The 15,753-nt window shown below is 51.8% G+C and carries 13 protein-coding genes and 1 riboswitch; of the genes, 7 read left to right on the top strand and 6 right to left on the bottom strand.

The annotated features are described in order from the left end of the window. Positions 1-10 precede the first annotated feature (10 nt). Positions 11-1,756, bottom strand: coding sequence for a DNA primase (gene dnaG / locus BS639_RS18460; protein WP_055782708.1), 1,746 nt, complete (start codon positions 1,754-1,756; stop codon positions 11-13). Positions 1,757-2,015: 259 nt separating this feature from the next. Beyond that, entirely contained in the window at positions 2,016-2,231 is a 216-nt protein-coding gene (rpsU, locus tag BS639_RS18455; protein WP_001144069.1) for a 30S ribosomal protein S21, read from the bottom strand. 347 nt (positions 2,232-2,578) lie between these two features. On the opposite strand from rpsU, the gene tsaD reads away from it, so the two are divergent. Then, complete coding sequence (gene tsaD, locus BS639_RS18450; protein WP_055782712.1) at positions 2,579-3,592, top strand: tRNA (adenosine(37)-N6)-threonylcarbamoyltransferase complex transferase subunit TsaD; 1,014 nt, start codon at positions 2,579-2,581, stop codon at positions 3,590-3,592. A 76-nt stretch (positions 3,593-3,668) separates the two neighbouring features. Here the strand turns inward: tsaD and plsY are convergent, their stop codons facing one another. Next, positions 3,669-4,310: a glycerol-3-phosphate 1-O-acyltransferase PlsY gene (gene plsY, locus BS639_RS18445; protein ID WP_055782715.1), complete on the bottom strand. Its 642-nt coding sequence runs from the start codon at positions 4,308-4,310 to the stop codon at positions 3,669-3,671. A 108-nt stretch (positions 4,311-4,418) separates the two neighbouring features. On the opposite strand from plsY, the gene folB reads away from it, so the two are divergent. Next, entirely contained in the window at positions 4,419-4,778 is a 360-nt protein-coding gene (gene folB / locus BS639_RS18440; protein WP_055782719.1) for a bifunctional dihydroneopterin aldolase/7,8-dihydroneopterin epimerase, read from the top strand. 181 nt (positions 4,779-4,959) lie between these two features. Next, the gene (bacA, locus tag BS639_RS18435) at positions 4,960-5,787 is read left to right on the top strand and encodes an undecaprenyl-diphosphate phosphatase (RefSeq protein WP_055782723.1); all 828 of its coding nucleotides are present in this window, start codon (positions 4,960-4,962) and stop codon (positions 5,785-5,787) included. 92 nt (positions 5,788-5,879) lie between these two features. Here the strand turns inward: bacA and BS639_RS18430 are convergent, their stop codons facing one another. Continuing rightward, positions 5,880-7,118 carry a multifunctional CCA addition/repair protein gene (locus BS639_RS18430; RefSeq protein WP_084983978.1) on the bottom strand — a complete coding sequence of 413 codons (1,239 nt, stop codon included), beginning with the start codon at positions 7,116-7,118 and terminating at the stop codon, positions 5,880-5,882. 163 nt (positions 7,119-7,281) lie between these two features. Continuing rightward, a complete protein-coding gene (locus tag BS639_RS18425; RefSeq protein ID WP_055782729.1) occupies positions 7,282-7,902 on the bottom strand; it encodes a TIGR04211 family SH3 domain-containing protein in 621 nt (206 codons plus the stop codon). A 234-nt stretch (positions 7,903-8,136) separates the two neighbouring features. Here BS639_RS18425 and BS639_RS18420 point away from each other — a divergent pair, with 234 nt between their 5' ends. From BS639_RS18420 to hldE, 3 genes are all read left to right on the top strand, one after another. Beyond that, positions 8,137-9,444: a CYTH domain-containing protein gene (locus BS639_RS18420; RefSeq protein WP_055782962.1), complete on the top strand. Its 1,308-nt coding sequence runs from the start codon at positions 8,137-8,139 to the stop codon at positions 9,442-9,444. A gap of 55 nt (positions 9,445-9,499) precedes the next feature. Further along, positions 9,500-12,352, top strand: coding sequence for a bifunctional [glutamate--ammonia ligase]-adenylyl-L-tyrosine phosphorylase/[glutamate--ammonia-ligase] adenylyltransferase (gene glnE, locus BS639_RS18415; RefSeq protein ID WP_084983975.1), 2,853 nt, complete (start codon positions 9,500-9,502; stop codon positions 12,350-12,352). Positions 12,353-12,510: 158 nt separating this feature from the next. Continuing rightward, positions 12,511-13,938, top strand: coding sequence for a bifunctional D-glycero-beta-D-manno-heptose-7-phosphate kinase/D-glycero-beta-D-manno-heptose 1-phosphate adenylyltransferase HldE (gene hldE / locus BS639_RS18410; protein WP_055782735.1), 1,428 nt, complete (start codon positions 12,511-12,513; stop codon positions 13,936-13,938). Positions 13,939-14,039: 101 nt separating this feature from the next. Here the strand turns inward: hldE and ubiK are convergent, their stop codons facing one another. Beyond that, a complete protein-coding gene (ubiK, locus tag BS639_RS18405; RefSeq protein WP_084983973.1) occupies positions 14,040-14,372 on the bottom strand; it encodes a ubiquinone biosynthesis accessory factor UbiK in 333 nt (110 codons plus the stop codon). A gap of 156 nt (positions 14,373-14,528) precedes the next feature. Continuing rightward, a riboswitch (FMN riboswitch) is annotated at positions 14,529-14,713 on the top strand. Positions 14,714-14,849: 136 nt separating this feature from the next. Between ubiK and ribB the strand changes: the two genes are divergently transcribed. Next, positions 14,850-15,503 carry a 3,4-dihydroxy-2-butanone-4-phosphate synthase gene (ribB, locus tag BS639_RS18400; protein WP_055782742.1) on the top strand — a complete coding sequence of 218 codons (654 nt, stop codon included), beginning with the start codon at positions 14,850-14,852 and terminating at the stop codon, positions 15,501-15,503. Positions 15,504-15,753 lie beyond the last annotated feature (250 nt).

Below are 15,753 nucleotides of genomic sequence, written 5' to 3'. Positions count from 1 at the left end.
TACAACTGCTTTAACGTTTTCTGCGCGCTTCGGTAATGGCCTTGACCTCTTCCCGCTCTTCGGCACTCAAGCCGTCGGTTCGTGAGCGGGCAATCAATGTTTCCAGTCTTTGCACCAATGCCGAGTCAAATAAATGGTCCAGCGCGTCTAGGAATGTTTTTTCTGCAATGTCCCTATCTGCTATATCGTCCCACATTGCTAATATTTCAAGCTGTGGGCCGAATTTATTATCTCTATACATCTCCAGCAACTGTCCGGTTTTCAAGCCTGGCTGGGCGTTGCAGATGTCTGCCAGCTCTTTCAGCAGGTCCAGACCCGGAAGTTTCGATTGCTCTAAACCTTGCAACGAGGGTATAAGTGTAGCCAGTTGTGGATTTTGTACCAGTAACCCTATCAGTATACGCATGGTTGTGCGTTTTAGCTGGGGCGCCTGGTAGCTATTTACACTCTCCGCCGGCTTCGGCATCAGTTTTTCTAACTGGCTATCGTCTAAAATTCCGAGTTTGTTACCTAACTGCTGGCGTAAATACAGTCGCAGCGTCTCGCCCGGTACCTGACTCACCAGCGGCAGCGCGAGCATGCTCAGTTTGGTTCGCCCTTCGGGACTGCTCAAATCTACCTGCGGCATCAGCGTATCAAACAGAAAAGTCGAGATTGAATGCGCCTCTTCCATACGTTGTTCAAACGCCTGCTTGCCTTCTTTACGCACCAATGTGTCAGGGTCTTCGCCGTCGGGTAAAAACATAAACCGCAGCTGTCGGCCGTCCTGCAAATAGGGCAGTGCAGTCTCAAGCGCACGCCAGGCTGCTTCTCGTCCTGCACGGTCGCCGTCATAGCAGCAAATTACGGTGTCTGTCGCGCGGAACAACAGCTGAATATGTTCAGCCGTGGTCGAGGTTCCCAGCGAGGCGACGGCATAATCAATGCCAAACTGCGCCAGCGCGACGACGTCCATATAGCCTTCAACCACCAGAAGTCGGGCGGGTGTCGGGTGATTCACCTGTGCTTCATAAAGGCCATACAGTTGACGGCCTTTATGGAAAATTTCTGTTTCTGGGGAGTTGAGATACTTGGGGAGTGCGTCGCCCAATACTCGTCCACCAAACGCAATAACCCGGCCGCGTTTGTCGCGGATAGGGAACATGACACGTTCGCGAAAACGGTCGTAACTGCGTCCTTGTTCGTTAGTAATCAACATACCCGCGTCGGTCAGAGACGTTCTGTCGTCGGCGGTTTTGCCAAAGCGTTTTAACGCGTTGTCCCAGCCCGCAGGGGCGAAACCAATGGCAAAATGGTTGATAACGTCGTCGCTTAAACCGCGTTGCGTCAGATACTCGCGAGCGGGAGCACCGGTAGGCTGCTTAAGTGACTGCTTGTAGAACTCGCTGAGCGGTTCCATTAGCTGGTAAAGACTTTGACGCTGGTGGCGTTCCATAGGGGTCGGGCCGGTGCCAACTTCATACGGCACTTCCAAACCTTGCATGGTAGCCAGTTCCTCGATGCATTCGACAAATTCGAGTCTGTCGTAGTTCATCAGGAAGTCGACGGCGTTGCCGTGTGCTCCACAGCCGAAACAATGATAAAACTGCTTATCGCTGTTTACGGTGAATGAGGGTGTTTTCTCATGGTGAAATGGGCAGCACGCGTGGTAATTCTTGCCTTGCTTTTTTAACTTCACACGAGCATCGATTAAGTCGACGATGTCGGTGCGAGCCAGCAAGTCATTGATAAATACGCGCGGAATTCTCCCAGCCATAAGCCCCTTACTCACTTACCCTTCATCTTTCGCACTGCTGCTGCGCTGGCTCTCCTCGCTCAACCCTGCCACTTACCGAGGTAAGCTCCCGGGCGTTCGTTCGGTTGCCGCCTTGCCGCATCACGAAATCTTTTGGATATAGCCTATAAACGAGAACAAGCCGCGCATTCCTTTCGGAAAGCACGGCCTTCGTATGCAACTACTCGGTCTGCGCGTTTTAGAAAAACAGTATCACGCGGGTGGGGTTGCCCCCGAAGAATTAATACAGACGAGTGCGACGTGCGTTTTCGCGAGCCAGTTTCTTGGCGTGGCGTTTTACTGCAGATGCTTTAGCGCGTTTACGTTCGGTAGTCGGTTTTTCATAGAATTCGCGACGACGAACTTCTGCCAAAACACCTGCTTTTTCGCAGGAACGCTTGAAGCGACGCAGAGCTACGTCGAACGGCTCGTTTTCACGTACTTTAATTACAGGCATGTGCCTCTCACCTCGATAAAATCGGTTTGTTCGCTAGCGTGGTGCCAGCTCATTTCAAAATGGTGCGGAATTTTACTCCAATTCGCCTAGCCTTGTAAAGCCCAATGGCAAATTGAAACAGGCGCATTACAATCCTTTCAATGATGGACTGTGCGCTCGCTTTTGCGTCGGCCGGCGATTATATACCAATCAATTCGAATTGCTCGACATTAATCACTTTTTTGCACAAAAAGCTGGCGTTTGTGCTCATTAACCCCGCGTTTTGGCCTTGAGTAAGCGATACCGATGCGAGGTTGTATGCTAGAATACGCGCCGCGAGTTAGCGCAAAAACATGATGGAAAGAGTGATGCGAGTACTGGGTATTGAAACGTCCTGCGATGAAACCGGGATTGCAATTTACGACTCTGAAAACGGGTTGTTAGCTAATCAACTGTATAGTCAGGTAAAACTGCATGCTGACTACGGCGGCGTTGTGCCTGAACTTGCGTCACGTGACCACGTGCGTAAAACGCTGCCGCTTATTCAGGAAGCACTGAAAGAGGCAAATCTAACGGCACAGGACATCGACGGCGTGGCTTATACCGCCGGTCCTGGACTGGTCGGCGCGCTGCTGGTGGGGGCAACCATCGGGCGATCGCTGGCGTTTGCCTGGAACGTTCCGGCCGTTGCCGTGCACCATATGGAAGGGCATCTTTTAGCGCCGATGCTTGAAGATAATCCGCCGGAATTCCCCTTTGTGGCGCTGTTGGTCTCCGGTGGGCACACGCAGCTTATCAGCGTGACCGGCATCGGTGAATACACGCTGCTCGGCGAATCGGTTGACGATGCCGCCGGCGAAGCCTTTGATAAAACGGCGAAACTGCTGGGCCTTGACTACCCTGGCGGGCCGCTGCTGTCGAAAATGGCGCAGCAGGGTGTCGCGGGGCGTTTTACCTTCCCACGCCCAATGACCGACCGTCCCGGCCTCGATTTCAGTTTTTCAGGATTAAAAACGTTTGCTGCCAACACTATTCGTGGCAATGAAAGTGACGCACAAACGCATGCCGATATCGCCCGTGCTTTTGAAGATGCGGTGGTTGATACGTTGGCCATCAAGTGCAGACGCGCGCTGGATCATACCGGATTCAAACGTCTGGTCATGGCCGGTGGCGTCAGTGCAAACCGCACATTGCGCAGCAAATTGGCTGAAGTGATGGAAAAACGCGGCGGTGAAGTGTTCTATGCGCGTCCCGAATTTTGTACCGATAACGGCGCGATGATTGCCTATGCAGGCATGGTGCGGTTGAAAACCAGCGCGAACGCAGACTTAAGTATTTCCGTTAGGCCGCGCTGGCCTCTCGATGAGCTGGCACCCGTTTAATTGAATGCCTCACGCAGGCTGATGATAAAGCGCTAGAAATAAAAAACGACCTCAGAAGGTCGTTTTTTTATGCCTGCTATTTATTGTTCTTCGCGGCTTCTGCGGCTTTTCTGGCGGCTTTCTTCTGCTTGAGCCGCGTCCAGATTTTGGTTTCCTGACCTCGCCACAGCCGCTGAATATTGTCGTGGTGGCGTAAAAGAATAAGGCAGGAGAGCATCGCTACCGGGAAAGTGAACTGCGGTTTAAACCACCAGACATAAAAGGGCGCAATCAGCGCACTGACAATAGCACCCAATGACGAGTAGCCACTGAGCAATACGGTGAGTAGCCAAGTGCCGGTCATTAATCCAGTAAGATCCCAGCCGATCGGCGCAATCGCGCCCAACGCCGTCGCCACGCCCTTGCCGCCCTTAAAGCGGAAGAATACCGGATAGATGTGGCCGACGCAGGCCGCAATGGCCGTCAGTCCCAAATACATCGGTGTCACGTTAAATTTGTACGCCACCCATACCGGCAACATGCCTTTCAGCACGTCGAAAATGAGCACCGTAGCCGCAGCGGCTTTTCCGCCGATCCTCAGCACGTTGGTGGCACCCGGATTACCAGAACCTTGGGTTCGTGGGTCGGGGAGTCTCGCCAGGCGGCAAACCAGAATAGCACTGGAAATTGAGCCGCATAGGTAGGCGAAAATAATCATTCCAAGCGCGGTTGCACTCATAAAAGCAATTCCGTCTATTAGAGGTCGTTTAAATCACTACTTCTATGGATAATACGCACTTTCAGCTGGAAGTGGTATCCAGCAAGGCCAAAAACAGGAGACTGCGTGATGGATATCGTATTTATTGAGCAACTGAATGTAATCACCACCATAGGCGCCTTTGAGTGGGAACAAACAATTCAGCAGAAGCTGGTGTTTGATATCGAACTTGCCTGGGACAATCGTAAGTCAGCCAAAAGCGACGACGTTAATGACTGTTTAAGCTACGCCGACGTCAGTGATGCGGTTATCGAACACGTCACGTCGCAAAGCTTTGCGCTGGTCGAACGTGTGGCGGAAGAAGTGGCCAGTTTACTCATGACGCGCTTCAATACGCCGTGGGTAAAAATTAAGCTTAGCAAGCCTGGCGCCGTTGCACATGCCGCCAACGTGGGTGTCATTATCGAGCGTGGAAAGCTTATTAAATAAATTTTCATTTAAATTAGCGCTTATTACGTATAAATTGAAAAACGGCTGTCATAATAACACATTACTACTATTACTCTGGGATGGTGGTATTGGGTAGAAGTAGGCAAAATCTTAATTTTGCCTTAAGACGTTAGAGCATATTGCGCTGTTAAGTGAACACTCTATTTAGGGCATGGAAATTATGGTAACTGAAGGTCATCAGCTATTAATCGCGCTGATTTTAGGTATCGTTGAGGGCTTGACGGAATTCTTGCCGGTGTCGTCAACCGGACATTTGATCATCGCCGGTCATTTAATGGGCTTTACCGATGATAAGTCGAAGGTTTTCGAGGTTATCATACAGTTAGGATCCATTTTGGCTGTGGTGGTGGTATTCTGGCGGCGCCTTTTCGGCCTGATTGGCATACATTTTGGTAAGAAAGTCGAGCACGAAGGCGTGGGTAAAGGTCACCTTACTTTGCTGCATATTCTCCTTGGTATGATCCCTGCCGTCGTGATCGGTTTACTGTTTAGCCACAATATTAAAGCGCTGTTTGAACCTAAATATGTCATGTATGCGCTGGTGGTTGGCGGTATATATATTCTGGTTGCTGAATGGGTAAAGCCAAAGTTTCCTAAAGCAGTGGGTATTGATGATATTACCTACCTGCAGGCCTTTATGATTGGCTGTTTCCAATGTCTGGCGCTGTGGCCTGGTTTCTCGCGTTCTGGCGCAACGATTGGTGGCGGTTTGCTGATGGGCGTGAGTCGTTACGCGGCTTCGGAATATTCGTTCCTGCTTGCCGTTCCGATGATGTTAGGCGCCAGTACGCTCGATCTTTATAAGAACCACTCCATCCTGAGCTGGTCAGATTTGCCGATGTTTGCCGTGGGCTTCGTGACTGCCTTTATTGTGGCACTGATTGCAATTAAAACCTTCCTGTCGCTCATTAAACGTATTTCGTTTGTTCCTTTCGCGATTTATCGTTTCGTGGTGGCTGCGCTGGTTTACTGGGTATTCATCAGTTAGTTCGCCATTGAAAGTGCAATAAACAACAAAAAACCCGCTTCGGCGGGTTTTTTGTTGGCAGAACGCTCTTTTCTTGTAATGACGTTACGTCGCTAGCGCGGCATTATGCTCTGCGTGGAGCGCCATTGTGCTATGGCAGCGATGCGTTGTTTGCCCAGCTCTTCGCGTATTGCCATGCCCTGTAATCCCAGCGCCACCACGTCTTTAACAGACACGTCGTTGGCGGCAGCAAACGCCGCACGCAAATAATCACCCTGTGGATACGGATTACGCTCGAATCCGGTTCTGCCACGTGCGTCGGCTTCACTCGTAAGGATCATCTGCTCAAGGCGCTGTGGTTTACGCCAGACGTCAATGCTGTCGAACAGTTTGAGCAACGTTTCGGGGCGAAGTCGTTCAACCGTATGAATAAGGTCATGAAACTCGGCAACCAGTACGGCCAAATCACGAATGGCGGTCGGCACGCGCAGCCGTTCACAAAGTCGCTTAACCAGCTTGACCCCGGCAGGCCCGTGGCCGTGATGGCTTGGCCAGTGTTCAGGCGGCGTTAGCCCTTTTCCCAGATCGTGGCACAGCGCCGAGAAGCGTATATCGACATCTTGGCTAAGCTCGGCAGCAATCTTAAGCGTCATCAGGGTATGAATGCCGGTGTCAATTTCAGGATGCCATTTAGCCGGAGCCGGCACGCCAAATAGTGCATCAACTTCTGGGAAAAGCACTTTCAGTGCATTGCAGTCGCGCAATACTTGGAAATAAACCTGTGGATCTTCCGTTTGCAACGCCTTCTCTGTCTCTTTCCACACTCTTTCAGGTGTTAAGGCTTCAAGTTCACCGCTGGCGGCCATTTGTGTAATCAGCTGCTGTGTTTCGGGGGCAATAGTGAAGCTTAAATGGGCGAAGCGCGCGGCGAAGCGGGCAAGGCGCAGCACGCGCAGTGGATCTTCACCAAAGGCATCGGAAACGTGGCGTAAAACGCGGGCTTCAATATCACCCTGACCTTTGTAAGGATCGATAAGCTCACCGTCTGCGCTGCGGGCAATGGCATTAATGGTTAAATCGCGGCGCATTAGGTCCTGCTCCAGCGTTACGTCCGGGGAGGAGTAGCAGATGAAGCCGTTATATCCCGCGCCTGATTTGCGTTCAGTGCGGGCGAGGGCGTATTCCTCGCGGCTAACGGGGTGCAGAAAAACCGGAAAATCTTTGCCAACCTGTTGATAGCCAAGCTCAAGCATAGCCTCAGGGGTAGATCCGACCACCACCCAATCCTGCTCACTGACGGCAAGGTTTAACAGACTGTCGCGGACGGCACCGCCGACCAGATAGATTTTCACGGGCTAACTCCTGGGAAATATAACCAAAATAAAAAGCGCTTCAGGCTTTCATTGTAGCAAATTTGTTAATGGAATTTCTGACTAATGCGCTATGCACCAGCAACACGAAAAGGCACGCTCGGTGCCTTTTCATTAACTCAGCCTCAATGATGCGAGTAAAAACTCAGCTCATCCAGCGATCTTTCTTCTTGCGGCGAGGCACAAGATGCGGAAGCACCAGACCGAGGATTAGACCAATACCTGCCACGCCACCACCGTACATAAACCACTGAAGAATAATGGTTCTTTGCTTGTCATCAAGCTGAACGTTGACCGCGCTAACTTTCTTTTGTGCGACAATAAGCTGATTTTTAAGGTCCTGATTCTCTTTCTTCAGGCCGTTGATAATGCCATCACTCGAAGAGACTTTTTGCTGCATCTCGGCAGTGCGCTGATTCCAGCTATTATCAATATTGGTCAGTTTGTCAGTCAGCGTTTTAACCTGCTGTTGCAAGTTAGGAACCTGCGTGCGCAGGCTAGGCGAGGTACTCAACTGGTCTAATGGGATCCAGGCGTTACGGCCTTTAGCATCAACGACTTCACCGTAATTAGTGGTGTTATTGACGCTTTTTAATGTAACTTCATCACCTGAATTCAGGGTGCCAACGATGCGAAACTGATTACCTGGACCACTGTGAATGTAGGTGATCAAATCGTCGGAAATGTAGCGTTTCTCATCGGCGTGAGCGCCACAGGTGATGCCTAAAGTGAGTAAAGCGAAACCTAAAAGGCGTAATTTATTCATTATTGTTCATTCTTCGTAGTTTGCGGGCCGGTATTCGGTACCCTATATGGCGATAGACATAAATGTTGAACGATAGTAAGTGCAACAGTGTGACGACGCAACGCATAAACCTGAATGGGAACTATCTTACAATCCCACGACATGCGGCTCGCGCGAGACGTGTGTGTTAGAATTGGCAAAACATTTTTTATCATTCAAGACGTTCTTATCAGCCAAGATGCGGTGCAAAGACTTATGACCCTAGAAATCGAATTAAAATTTATTGCCAGCCCAGCGGCCATTGCCGAGCTTCCTGAGCAGTTGGCTGCATTTACCAGCACACATTCTGCGCCACAGAAACTCACCAACATTTATTACGAGACGGCGGACAACCGCCTGCGTAAGTTGGACATGGGTCTGCGCATTCGTGGTTTCGACGACAGCTATGAGATGACCATTAAAACTGCCGGTAAAGTGGTGGCGGGTCTGCACCAGCGCCCTGAGTATAACGTCAGCATCGCCAAGCCTGAACTGGACCTGAGCCTGTTCCCGGCCGATATCTGGCCACAGGGCTGTGACGTGAGTGCGCTACAGGCCGAGTTGGCTCCGCTGTTTCGTACCGATTTCGTGAGAGAGAAGTGGGTGATTACTTACCAGCAGAGCCAGATTGAACTTGGCCTGGACCAAGGCAATGTAACCGCCGGCGAGCTATCTGAGTCACTGTCAGAAATTGAGCTGGAAATTAAAGAAGGCAACACCGCCGATCTGCTGGCGTTGGCTGCGCTACTGGGTAAAAACGGCGGGCTGCGTCTCGGCGGTTTGAGCAAGGCAGCGCGGGGTTATCACTTGGCTCAGGGCAACGTTTTGCGTGAGCCTCGCCCCTTAAAAGTATTCCACGCTGCGCCGAAAGCAACGGTTGAACAAGCACTTAGCGGTATGCTGGAGCTGTCTCTTGCCCATTGGCAGTATCATGAAGAGCTGTGGGTTCGTGGTGATAAAGCGGTGCGTATCAACGTGCTGCAGGGCGTTGAGGCCGTACGTCAGACGCTGGTTATCTACGGCGGATTAATCCCGCGTAAAGCCTCCACCGAGCTTCGCGCACTGCTGACTGAACTGGCGGAAAAGCTCGATCAAAAAGGGCTTGATGCCCAAGAAGTCTGCCTGAGCGCCCGTTATCTTGAGTGTAAGTTAGCGCTTACTTCATGGATAGCGAACGAAGCCTGGAAACCTTTCATAGATGATAAATCGCAGAAGAAACTCGACGGCTCCTTCAAGCGTTTTTGCGATGTCATGCTTGGGCGCACCGCCGCTGAATTGAAAGACGCTTTTGCACAGTCGCTGACGGAAGAGGGTTTTCGTGACCAACTGGCGCGCCTCAAACGCCAAATCATCTCTTTCCATTTACTGTCAGGCGCCTATCCTCTCGAGGAATCAATGGCTTATATTACAGTCTGGACCGAACTCCAGCAGGCCATTGTGCAGCAGCAGCACGCTTGGGAAGACTCAGCGCGCCAACATGCTTTGATGCAGCCAGCATTTTGGTTAAACGGACAACCTCGTTAACTGACAGCCCGGCCTGACGCCTCGTCAGGCCGACATGATGAAAGGAACCCGAAGAATGTTGCCTCTCACCCCGCTGCTTGAAGCTCAGGCCGAAAAGCTGCATCTGCGTTTTAAACAAAGCCTCGAACAACAGCAGCTCTCCGATGTGCCTGAACTGACCGAAGGCGCGCTGCGCGTGCTGGCCAGCAGCGATTTTATCAGTGAGAACTTTATTGTTCATCCGCAGTGGTGGCGTGAGATTGCTGCCAACCCGCCTCGAGTGGATGAGTGGCAACATTATTCATCGGAGCTGGCAACGTCCCTAGCGCAGGTTCACGATGAAGCCGGGCTAATGAAGGCGCTGCGCCTGTTCCGCAAGGAAAAAATGCTGCGCATCAGCTGGTCTCAGGCGATGCAAACCAGCAGTTGTGAACAAACGCTGCAACAGCTGAGCGTATTGGCAGAAACGCTGATTGTCGCCGCGCGCGACTGGCTCTACGACACCTGTTGTCGGGAATGGGGCACGCCGGTTAACGCAGCAGGCGACCCGCAGCGGCTGTTGATTCTTGGCATGGGTAAGCTGGGGGGCGGCGAACTCAATTTTTCTTCTGATATTGATCTGATTTTTTCTTATCCGGAAAACGGCCAGACTCAGGGCGGACGGCGTCAGCTGGAAAACGCGCAGTTCTTTATTCGTCTCGGCCAACGTCTGATTAAAGCCTTGGATCAGCCGACTATCGACGGCTTTGTGTATCGCGTTGATATGCGTCTGCGGCCTTTTGGCGACAGTGGACCGTTGGTGATGAGTTTTTCAGCGTTAGAAGATTATTACCAGGAGCAGGGCCGCGACTGGGAGCGCTATGCCATGGTCAAAGCCAAGCTGATGGGCGGCGCAGAAGACGCCAGCAGTCAGGAAATACGCAAGATGCTGAAGCCGTTCGTTTTCCGTCGCTATATCGACTTCAGTGTGATCCAGTCTCTGCGCAACATGAAAGGCATGATTGCCCGAGAGGTCCGCCGCCGTGGTTTGAAAGACAATATTAAGCTCGGCGCCGGTGGCATCCGCGAGATTGAGTTTATTGTGCAGGTATTTCAGCTGATCCGCGGTGGCCGTGAGCCTTCCCTACAGCAGCGCGCGCTGTTACCGACCCTGCAGGCTGTAGAGGCGCTGAATTTACTGCCAGAGACCCAGGTTCGCCAACTGACTGACAGTTATCTTTTTTTGCGTCGTCTGGAAAATCTATTGCAGGCCATTGCCGATGAGCAAACGCAAACGCTGCCCACTGATGACCTCAACCGCGCAAGGCTGGCGTGGGGGATGAACTACACCCATTGGGATGCGCTGAATCAAGACGTTACCGAGCATATGCTGGCGGTTCGCGCTGTGTTTGACGAGCTGATTGGCGACGATACGCCCGATGCGGGAGATGATCCGCAGCAGGAGCCGTTTAACAGCCTGTGGACCGACCAACTCGACGACAGTGACCTCCAGCCATTGGCAGAGCAACTTTCTGAATCGGCGCGCGCCAACCTGCTGCGCACCATCAATGACTTTCGACAGGATGTTGATAAACGCACCATTGGTCCACGCGGACGTGACCAGCTCGATCAGCTGATGCCAAGGATCCTGGCGAAAGTGTGCACTTACAAAACGGCTGATATTTTGCTGCAACGGTTAACACTCTTGCTGCTCAATATCGTTACGCGAACCACCTATATCGAGCTGCTGGTTGAATATCCGGGGGCGCTGAAACAGCTTATTCGCCTCTGCGCCGCCTCGCCGATGGTTGCCAACCAGCTGGCGCGTCACCCGATATTGCTCGATGAACTGCTCGACCCGAACACGTTGTATCAGCCAATTGCGCCGGAGTCCTATCCCGATGAGCTGCGCCAGTATTTGCTGCGCGTGCCGTCCGACGACGAAGAGCAGCAAATTGAGGCACTGCGTCAGTTTAAACAGGCGCAGCAGCTGCGCATTGCGGCGGGTGATATTGCCGGTGTGCTGCCGGTGATGAAAGTGAGCGATCATTTGACCTACCTCGCCGAAGCAATTTTGACGGCGGTGATTCAGCAGGCGTGGGACCATATGCTAACGCGCTACGGTCAGCCGTCACACTTGCAGCATCATGCTGGGCGCGGCTTTGCGGTTATCGGTTATGGTAAGTTGGGCGGCTGGGAGCTGGGCTACAGCTCAGATATGGATTTGGTTTTCCTGCACGATTGCCCGATGGACGTGGTGACCGACGGCCCGCGCAGCATCGACGGACGTCAGTTTTATCTGCGTCTGGCCCAACGCATCATGCATCTTTTCAGCACTCGCACTGCTTCCGGCATTCTGTATGAAGTCGACGATCGCCTGCGGCCATCCGGTGCGTCAGGCATGCTGGTCAGTACCATTGCCGCTTTCAGGGATTATCAGCAGGAAAGCGCTTGGACTTGGGAACATCAGGCACTGGTGCGCGCGCGCGTGGTCTACGGTAGCCCTGAAATGACCCAACAGATCAACGGCATTCGCCGTGAAATACTCTGCCAGCCGCGCGATGGCGAGGTGTTGAAAAAAGAAGTGCGTGAAATGCGCGAAAAAATGGTGGCCCATCTGGCGACCAAAAAAGGTGAGGTGTTTGATCTCAAAGCCGATCCTGGTGGCATTACCGATATAGAATTTATCGCTCAGTACCTGGTCCTGCGCTACGCCAGCAGTGAGCCAGATTTAACCCGCTGGTCCGATAATGTGCGCATTTTCGAGCTGATGGCGAAATATCAAATCATGTCGCAGGATGAAGCCGTGCAGCTCACGCATGCCTATGTCACGCTGCGCGATGAGATTCATCATCTGGCATTACAGGAACATAATGGGAAAGTTGCGGTCGATATGTTTGTCACCGAGCGTGAACACATTAAGACAAGCTGGCAGCGATGGCTGGGCTAAATGGGTTTTAGCCCCAACCTTTTTCGCTTGTGATATTATCGCGCGCATTGTTTTCGGGATGACAACACGATTTAGCGACCAACTAACTCTTTTTTTGGCTACGATTTGTTCAGATAGCCTGTTTTCCAAGTTTATATCCAAAGTAATTGGAGTGTGGGATGAAAGTGACTTTGCCTGAGTTTCACCGTGCCGGCGTTCTGGTGGTCGGTGACGTAATGCTTGACCGCTACTGGTATGGCCCAACTAGCCGCATATCACCGGAAGCGCCGGTGCCGGTTGTTAAGGTGAATACGATTGAAGAGCGGCCGGGCGGTGCGGCAAACGTGGCGATGAACATTGCCTCTCTCGGTGCGCGTTCTCGGCTGATTGGCCTGACCGGCGTTGACGATGCGGCTCGTGCTTTAAGTGAACGTTTGAGCGAAGTAAACGTCAGCTGTGATTTTCTGGCTGTGCCTACACATCCGACGATTACCAAACTGCGCGTACTGTCGCGCAATCAGCAGCTTATCCGTCTCGACTTTGAAGAAGGTTTTGAGGGGATTGATCTGCAACCGATGTTGGAAAAAATCAGACAAGCTTTGCCGCACACGGGGGCTCTGGTGCTGTCTGACTATGCCAAAGGTGCATTGAAAGACGTGCGGGCGATGATTGCCCTGGCTAAAGAGGCCGGCGTGCCGGTGCTTATCGATCCAAAAGGGGCTGATTTTGAGCCTTATCGTGGTGCAACACTGCTGACGCCTAATCTTTCTGAGTTCGAAGCCGTCGTCGGTTCGTGCAAAGATGAAGCGCAATTGGTAGAAAAAGGCATGCAGTTGATTGCTGATTTCGAGCTTTCAGCGCTGTTGGTCACGCGTTCCGAGCAGGGTATGACGCTGCTACAGCCAGGCAAAGCGCCGCTGCATCTGCCGACGCAGGCGCAGGAAGTGTTCGATGTGACCGGTGCCGGTGACACGGTAATTGGCGTGCTGGCTACCGTGCTGGCCGCGGGCAACAGCCTTGAAGATGCCTGTTTCCTGGCAAACGCCGCCGCTGGCGTGGTGGTTGCCAAGCTCGGCACCTCGACTGTTTCTTCCGTTGAGCTTGAAAACGCCGTGCACGGCCGCTCAGAGACGGGTTTTGGCGTAATGACGGAAGCAGAGCTGAAAGCTGCCGTAGCGCTGGCGCGTCAACGCGGTGAGAAAGTGGTCATGACCAACGGCATTTTTGATATTTTGCACGCCGGACATGTCTCTTATCTGGCGAATGCGCGCAAACTTGGCGACAGGCTGATTGTGGCAGTGAACAGCGATGCCTCAACCAAGCGTTTGAAAGGCGAGACTCGCCCAGTTAATCCACTGTCGCAACGAATGATTGTTTTGGCTGCGCTGGGTGCCGTGGATTGGGTGGTTGATTTTGAAGAAGATACCCCGCGTCGCCTGATTGCCGGTATTTTGCCAGACCTGCTGGTTAAGGGCGGCGACTATCAGCCGCACCAGATTGCCGGATGCGATGAAGTGTGGGCCAACGGCGGTGAAGTCAAAGTGTTGAATTTTGAAGATGGATTATCAACGACCAAGATAATCAATCAGATTAAATCGCAGGAGTAATCCAGCAGCAGTGACGCGGCGGTTAGGCGCGTGATAAAGAGAAAAGGCCTGCATAATGCGGGCCTTTTACTTTTTATACTCGACGAAGCGTCGGGGAATGTTTATTCCTGCGGTTTGTCAGCTTTCGGTGCTGAGGCAGGTGCGGTCGCAACTGATGCAGCAGAAGCGGCAGCGGGTGCGCTGTTAGCCGTAGCCAGTTTGCTTTCAATGTCTGCCAGCCGCTGTTCCAGTAGCGTGAGCTTTTCACGTGTGCGCAGCAATACTTGGGTCTGCACGTCAAACTCTTCACGGTTAACTAAATCCATACGGCCGAACTGAGCCTGAAGAACCTGGCGCACTTTCTTTTCTGTGTCTTCCCCAAACTCACGAATGCCTTTAGGCATCGCTTCATGCACCTGACGAGCAATTTGTTCAATTTTTTTAGTGTCGATCATAGTCGTTAACCTGTTTCAGAAAAGTGGCGTTCTACTAGTGTAATGCCAGAATGTCATTCTATAAACCTTTGGCGACAGCTTTAATCTTACTTAACACAGCTCCAATTGCTCATTGGGCGCATTGCTCCGGCCTTTTTTTGGCGCTATAGTTGGCCTGCTTATTCTCAGGGCGGGGTGCAAGTCCCCACCGGCGGTAAACCACAGAACAACTTGATGAAACACTCTTTCATCATCGTGGAAGCCCGCGAGCGCTTATGTTTCTAAATTATGGAAATATAAGGTCAGCAGATCCGGTGTAATTCCGGGGCCGACGGTTATAGTCCGGATGGGAGAGAGTAACGAAATGATCGGGCTTGAATACCCGCAACGTTATTTTATAGCGATAGCCTGCTATGTGCACGGCCATGCTTACTCCGCAAGACGCCCTGATTCTGGTAATCCATTTATTTTTCATAGTGTTAATGAGGTTATTTTACCATGAATCAGACTCTACTTTCCGAATTCGGTACCCCAACAGAACGCGTTGAACGTGCGCTCGCCGCGCTGCGCAACGGCCAGGGTGTCATGGTGCTGGACGACGAAAACCGCGAAAATGAAGGTGATATGATCTTCGCGGCAGAAACTATGACGGTTGAACAAATGGCGCTAACTATTCGCCACGGCAGTGGCATTGTGTGCCTGTGCATCACCGACGAACACCGCAAGCATCTTGAACTTCCCATGATGGTCGAGAATAACTCGAGCGCTTATCAAACCGCGTTTACGGTAACTATCGAAGCCGCTGAAGGCGTGACTACCGGCGTATCGGCGTCTGACCGCCTGACCACCATTCGTGCCGCGATAGCCGAGGGCGCTAAGCCTGCCGATCTTAATCGTCCCGGGCACGTGTTTCCGCTGCGCGCGCGCGACGGTGGCGTATTGACGCGTCGCGGTCATACCGAAGCGACAATCGACTTGGTTAGACTGGCCGGTTTTGGTCCTTACGGCGTACTGTGTGAACTGACTAACGACGACGGCAGCATGGCCCATGCACCTGAAGCCATTGCCTTCGCTAACGGTCATAAGATGCCGGTTGTCACCATTGACGACTTAGTGGCGTATCGCCAAGTACAGTCTCAGCAGGCAAGTTGATCTGCGATTGTTACTCAGATAGTGATAAGAAAAAGCCGACGTGAGTTATGTCGGTTTTTTTACACCTAAACAACGCTAAATAAGGGCTTTAAGGGTTATTAGATTTTATTAATAGCCAAGTCAATTATTATTAATCATTATTAACTTTGATAATAATTAATTAGTTTGTTTTTAAGGACGAGTTTATAGACGGTTTACTCGCTAGGCCTTAGTCTTTGTAGCATCATTTTGTTGCTACATTGGTATTAAT

It is taken from the genome of Rouxiella silvae, from assembly GCF_002093625.1.
Lineage (GTDB): Bacteria > Pseudomonadota > Gammaproteobacteria > Enterobacterales > Enterobacteriaceae > Rouxiella > Rouxiella silvae.
Note: the sequence above shows the minus strand (reverse complement) of the source record. Positions and strands in the feature narration are given on the sequence as shown.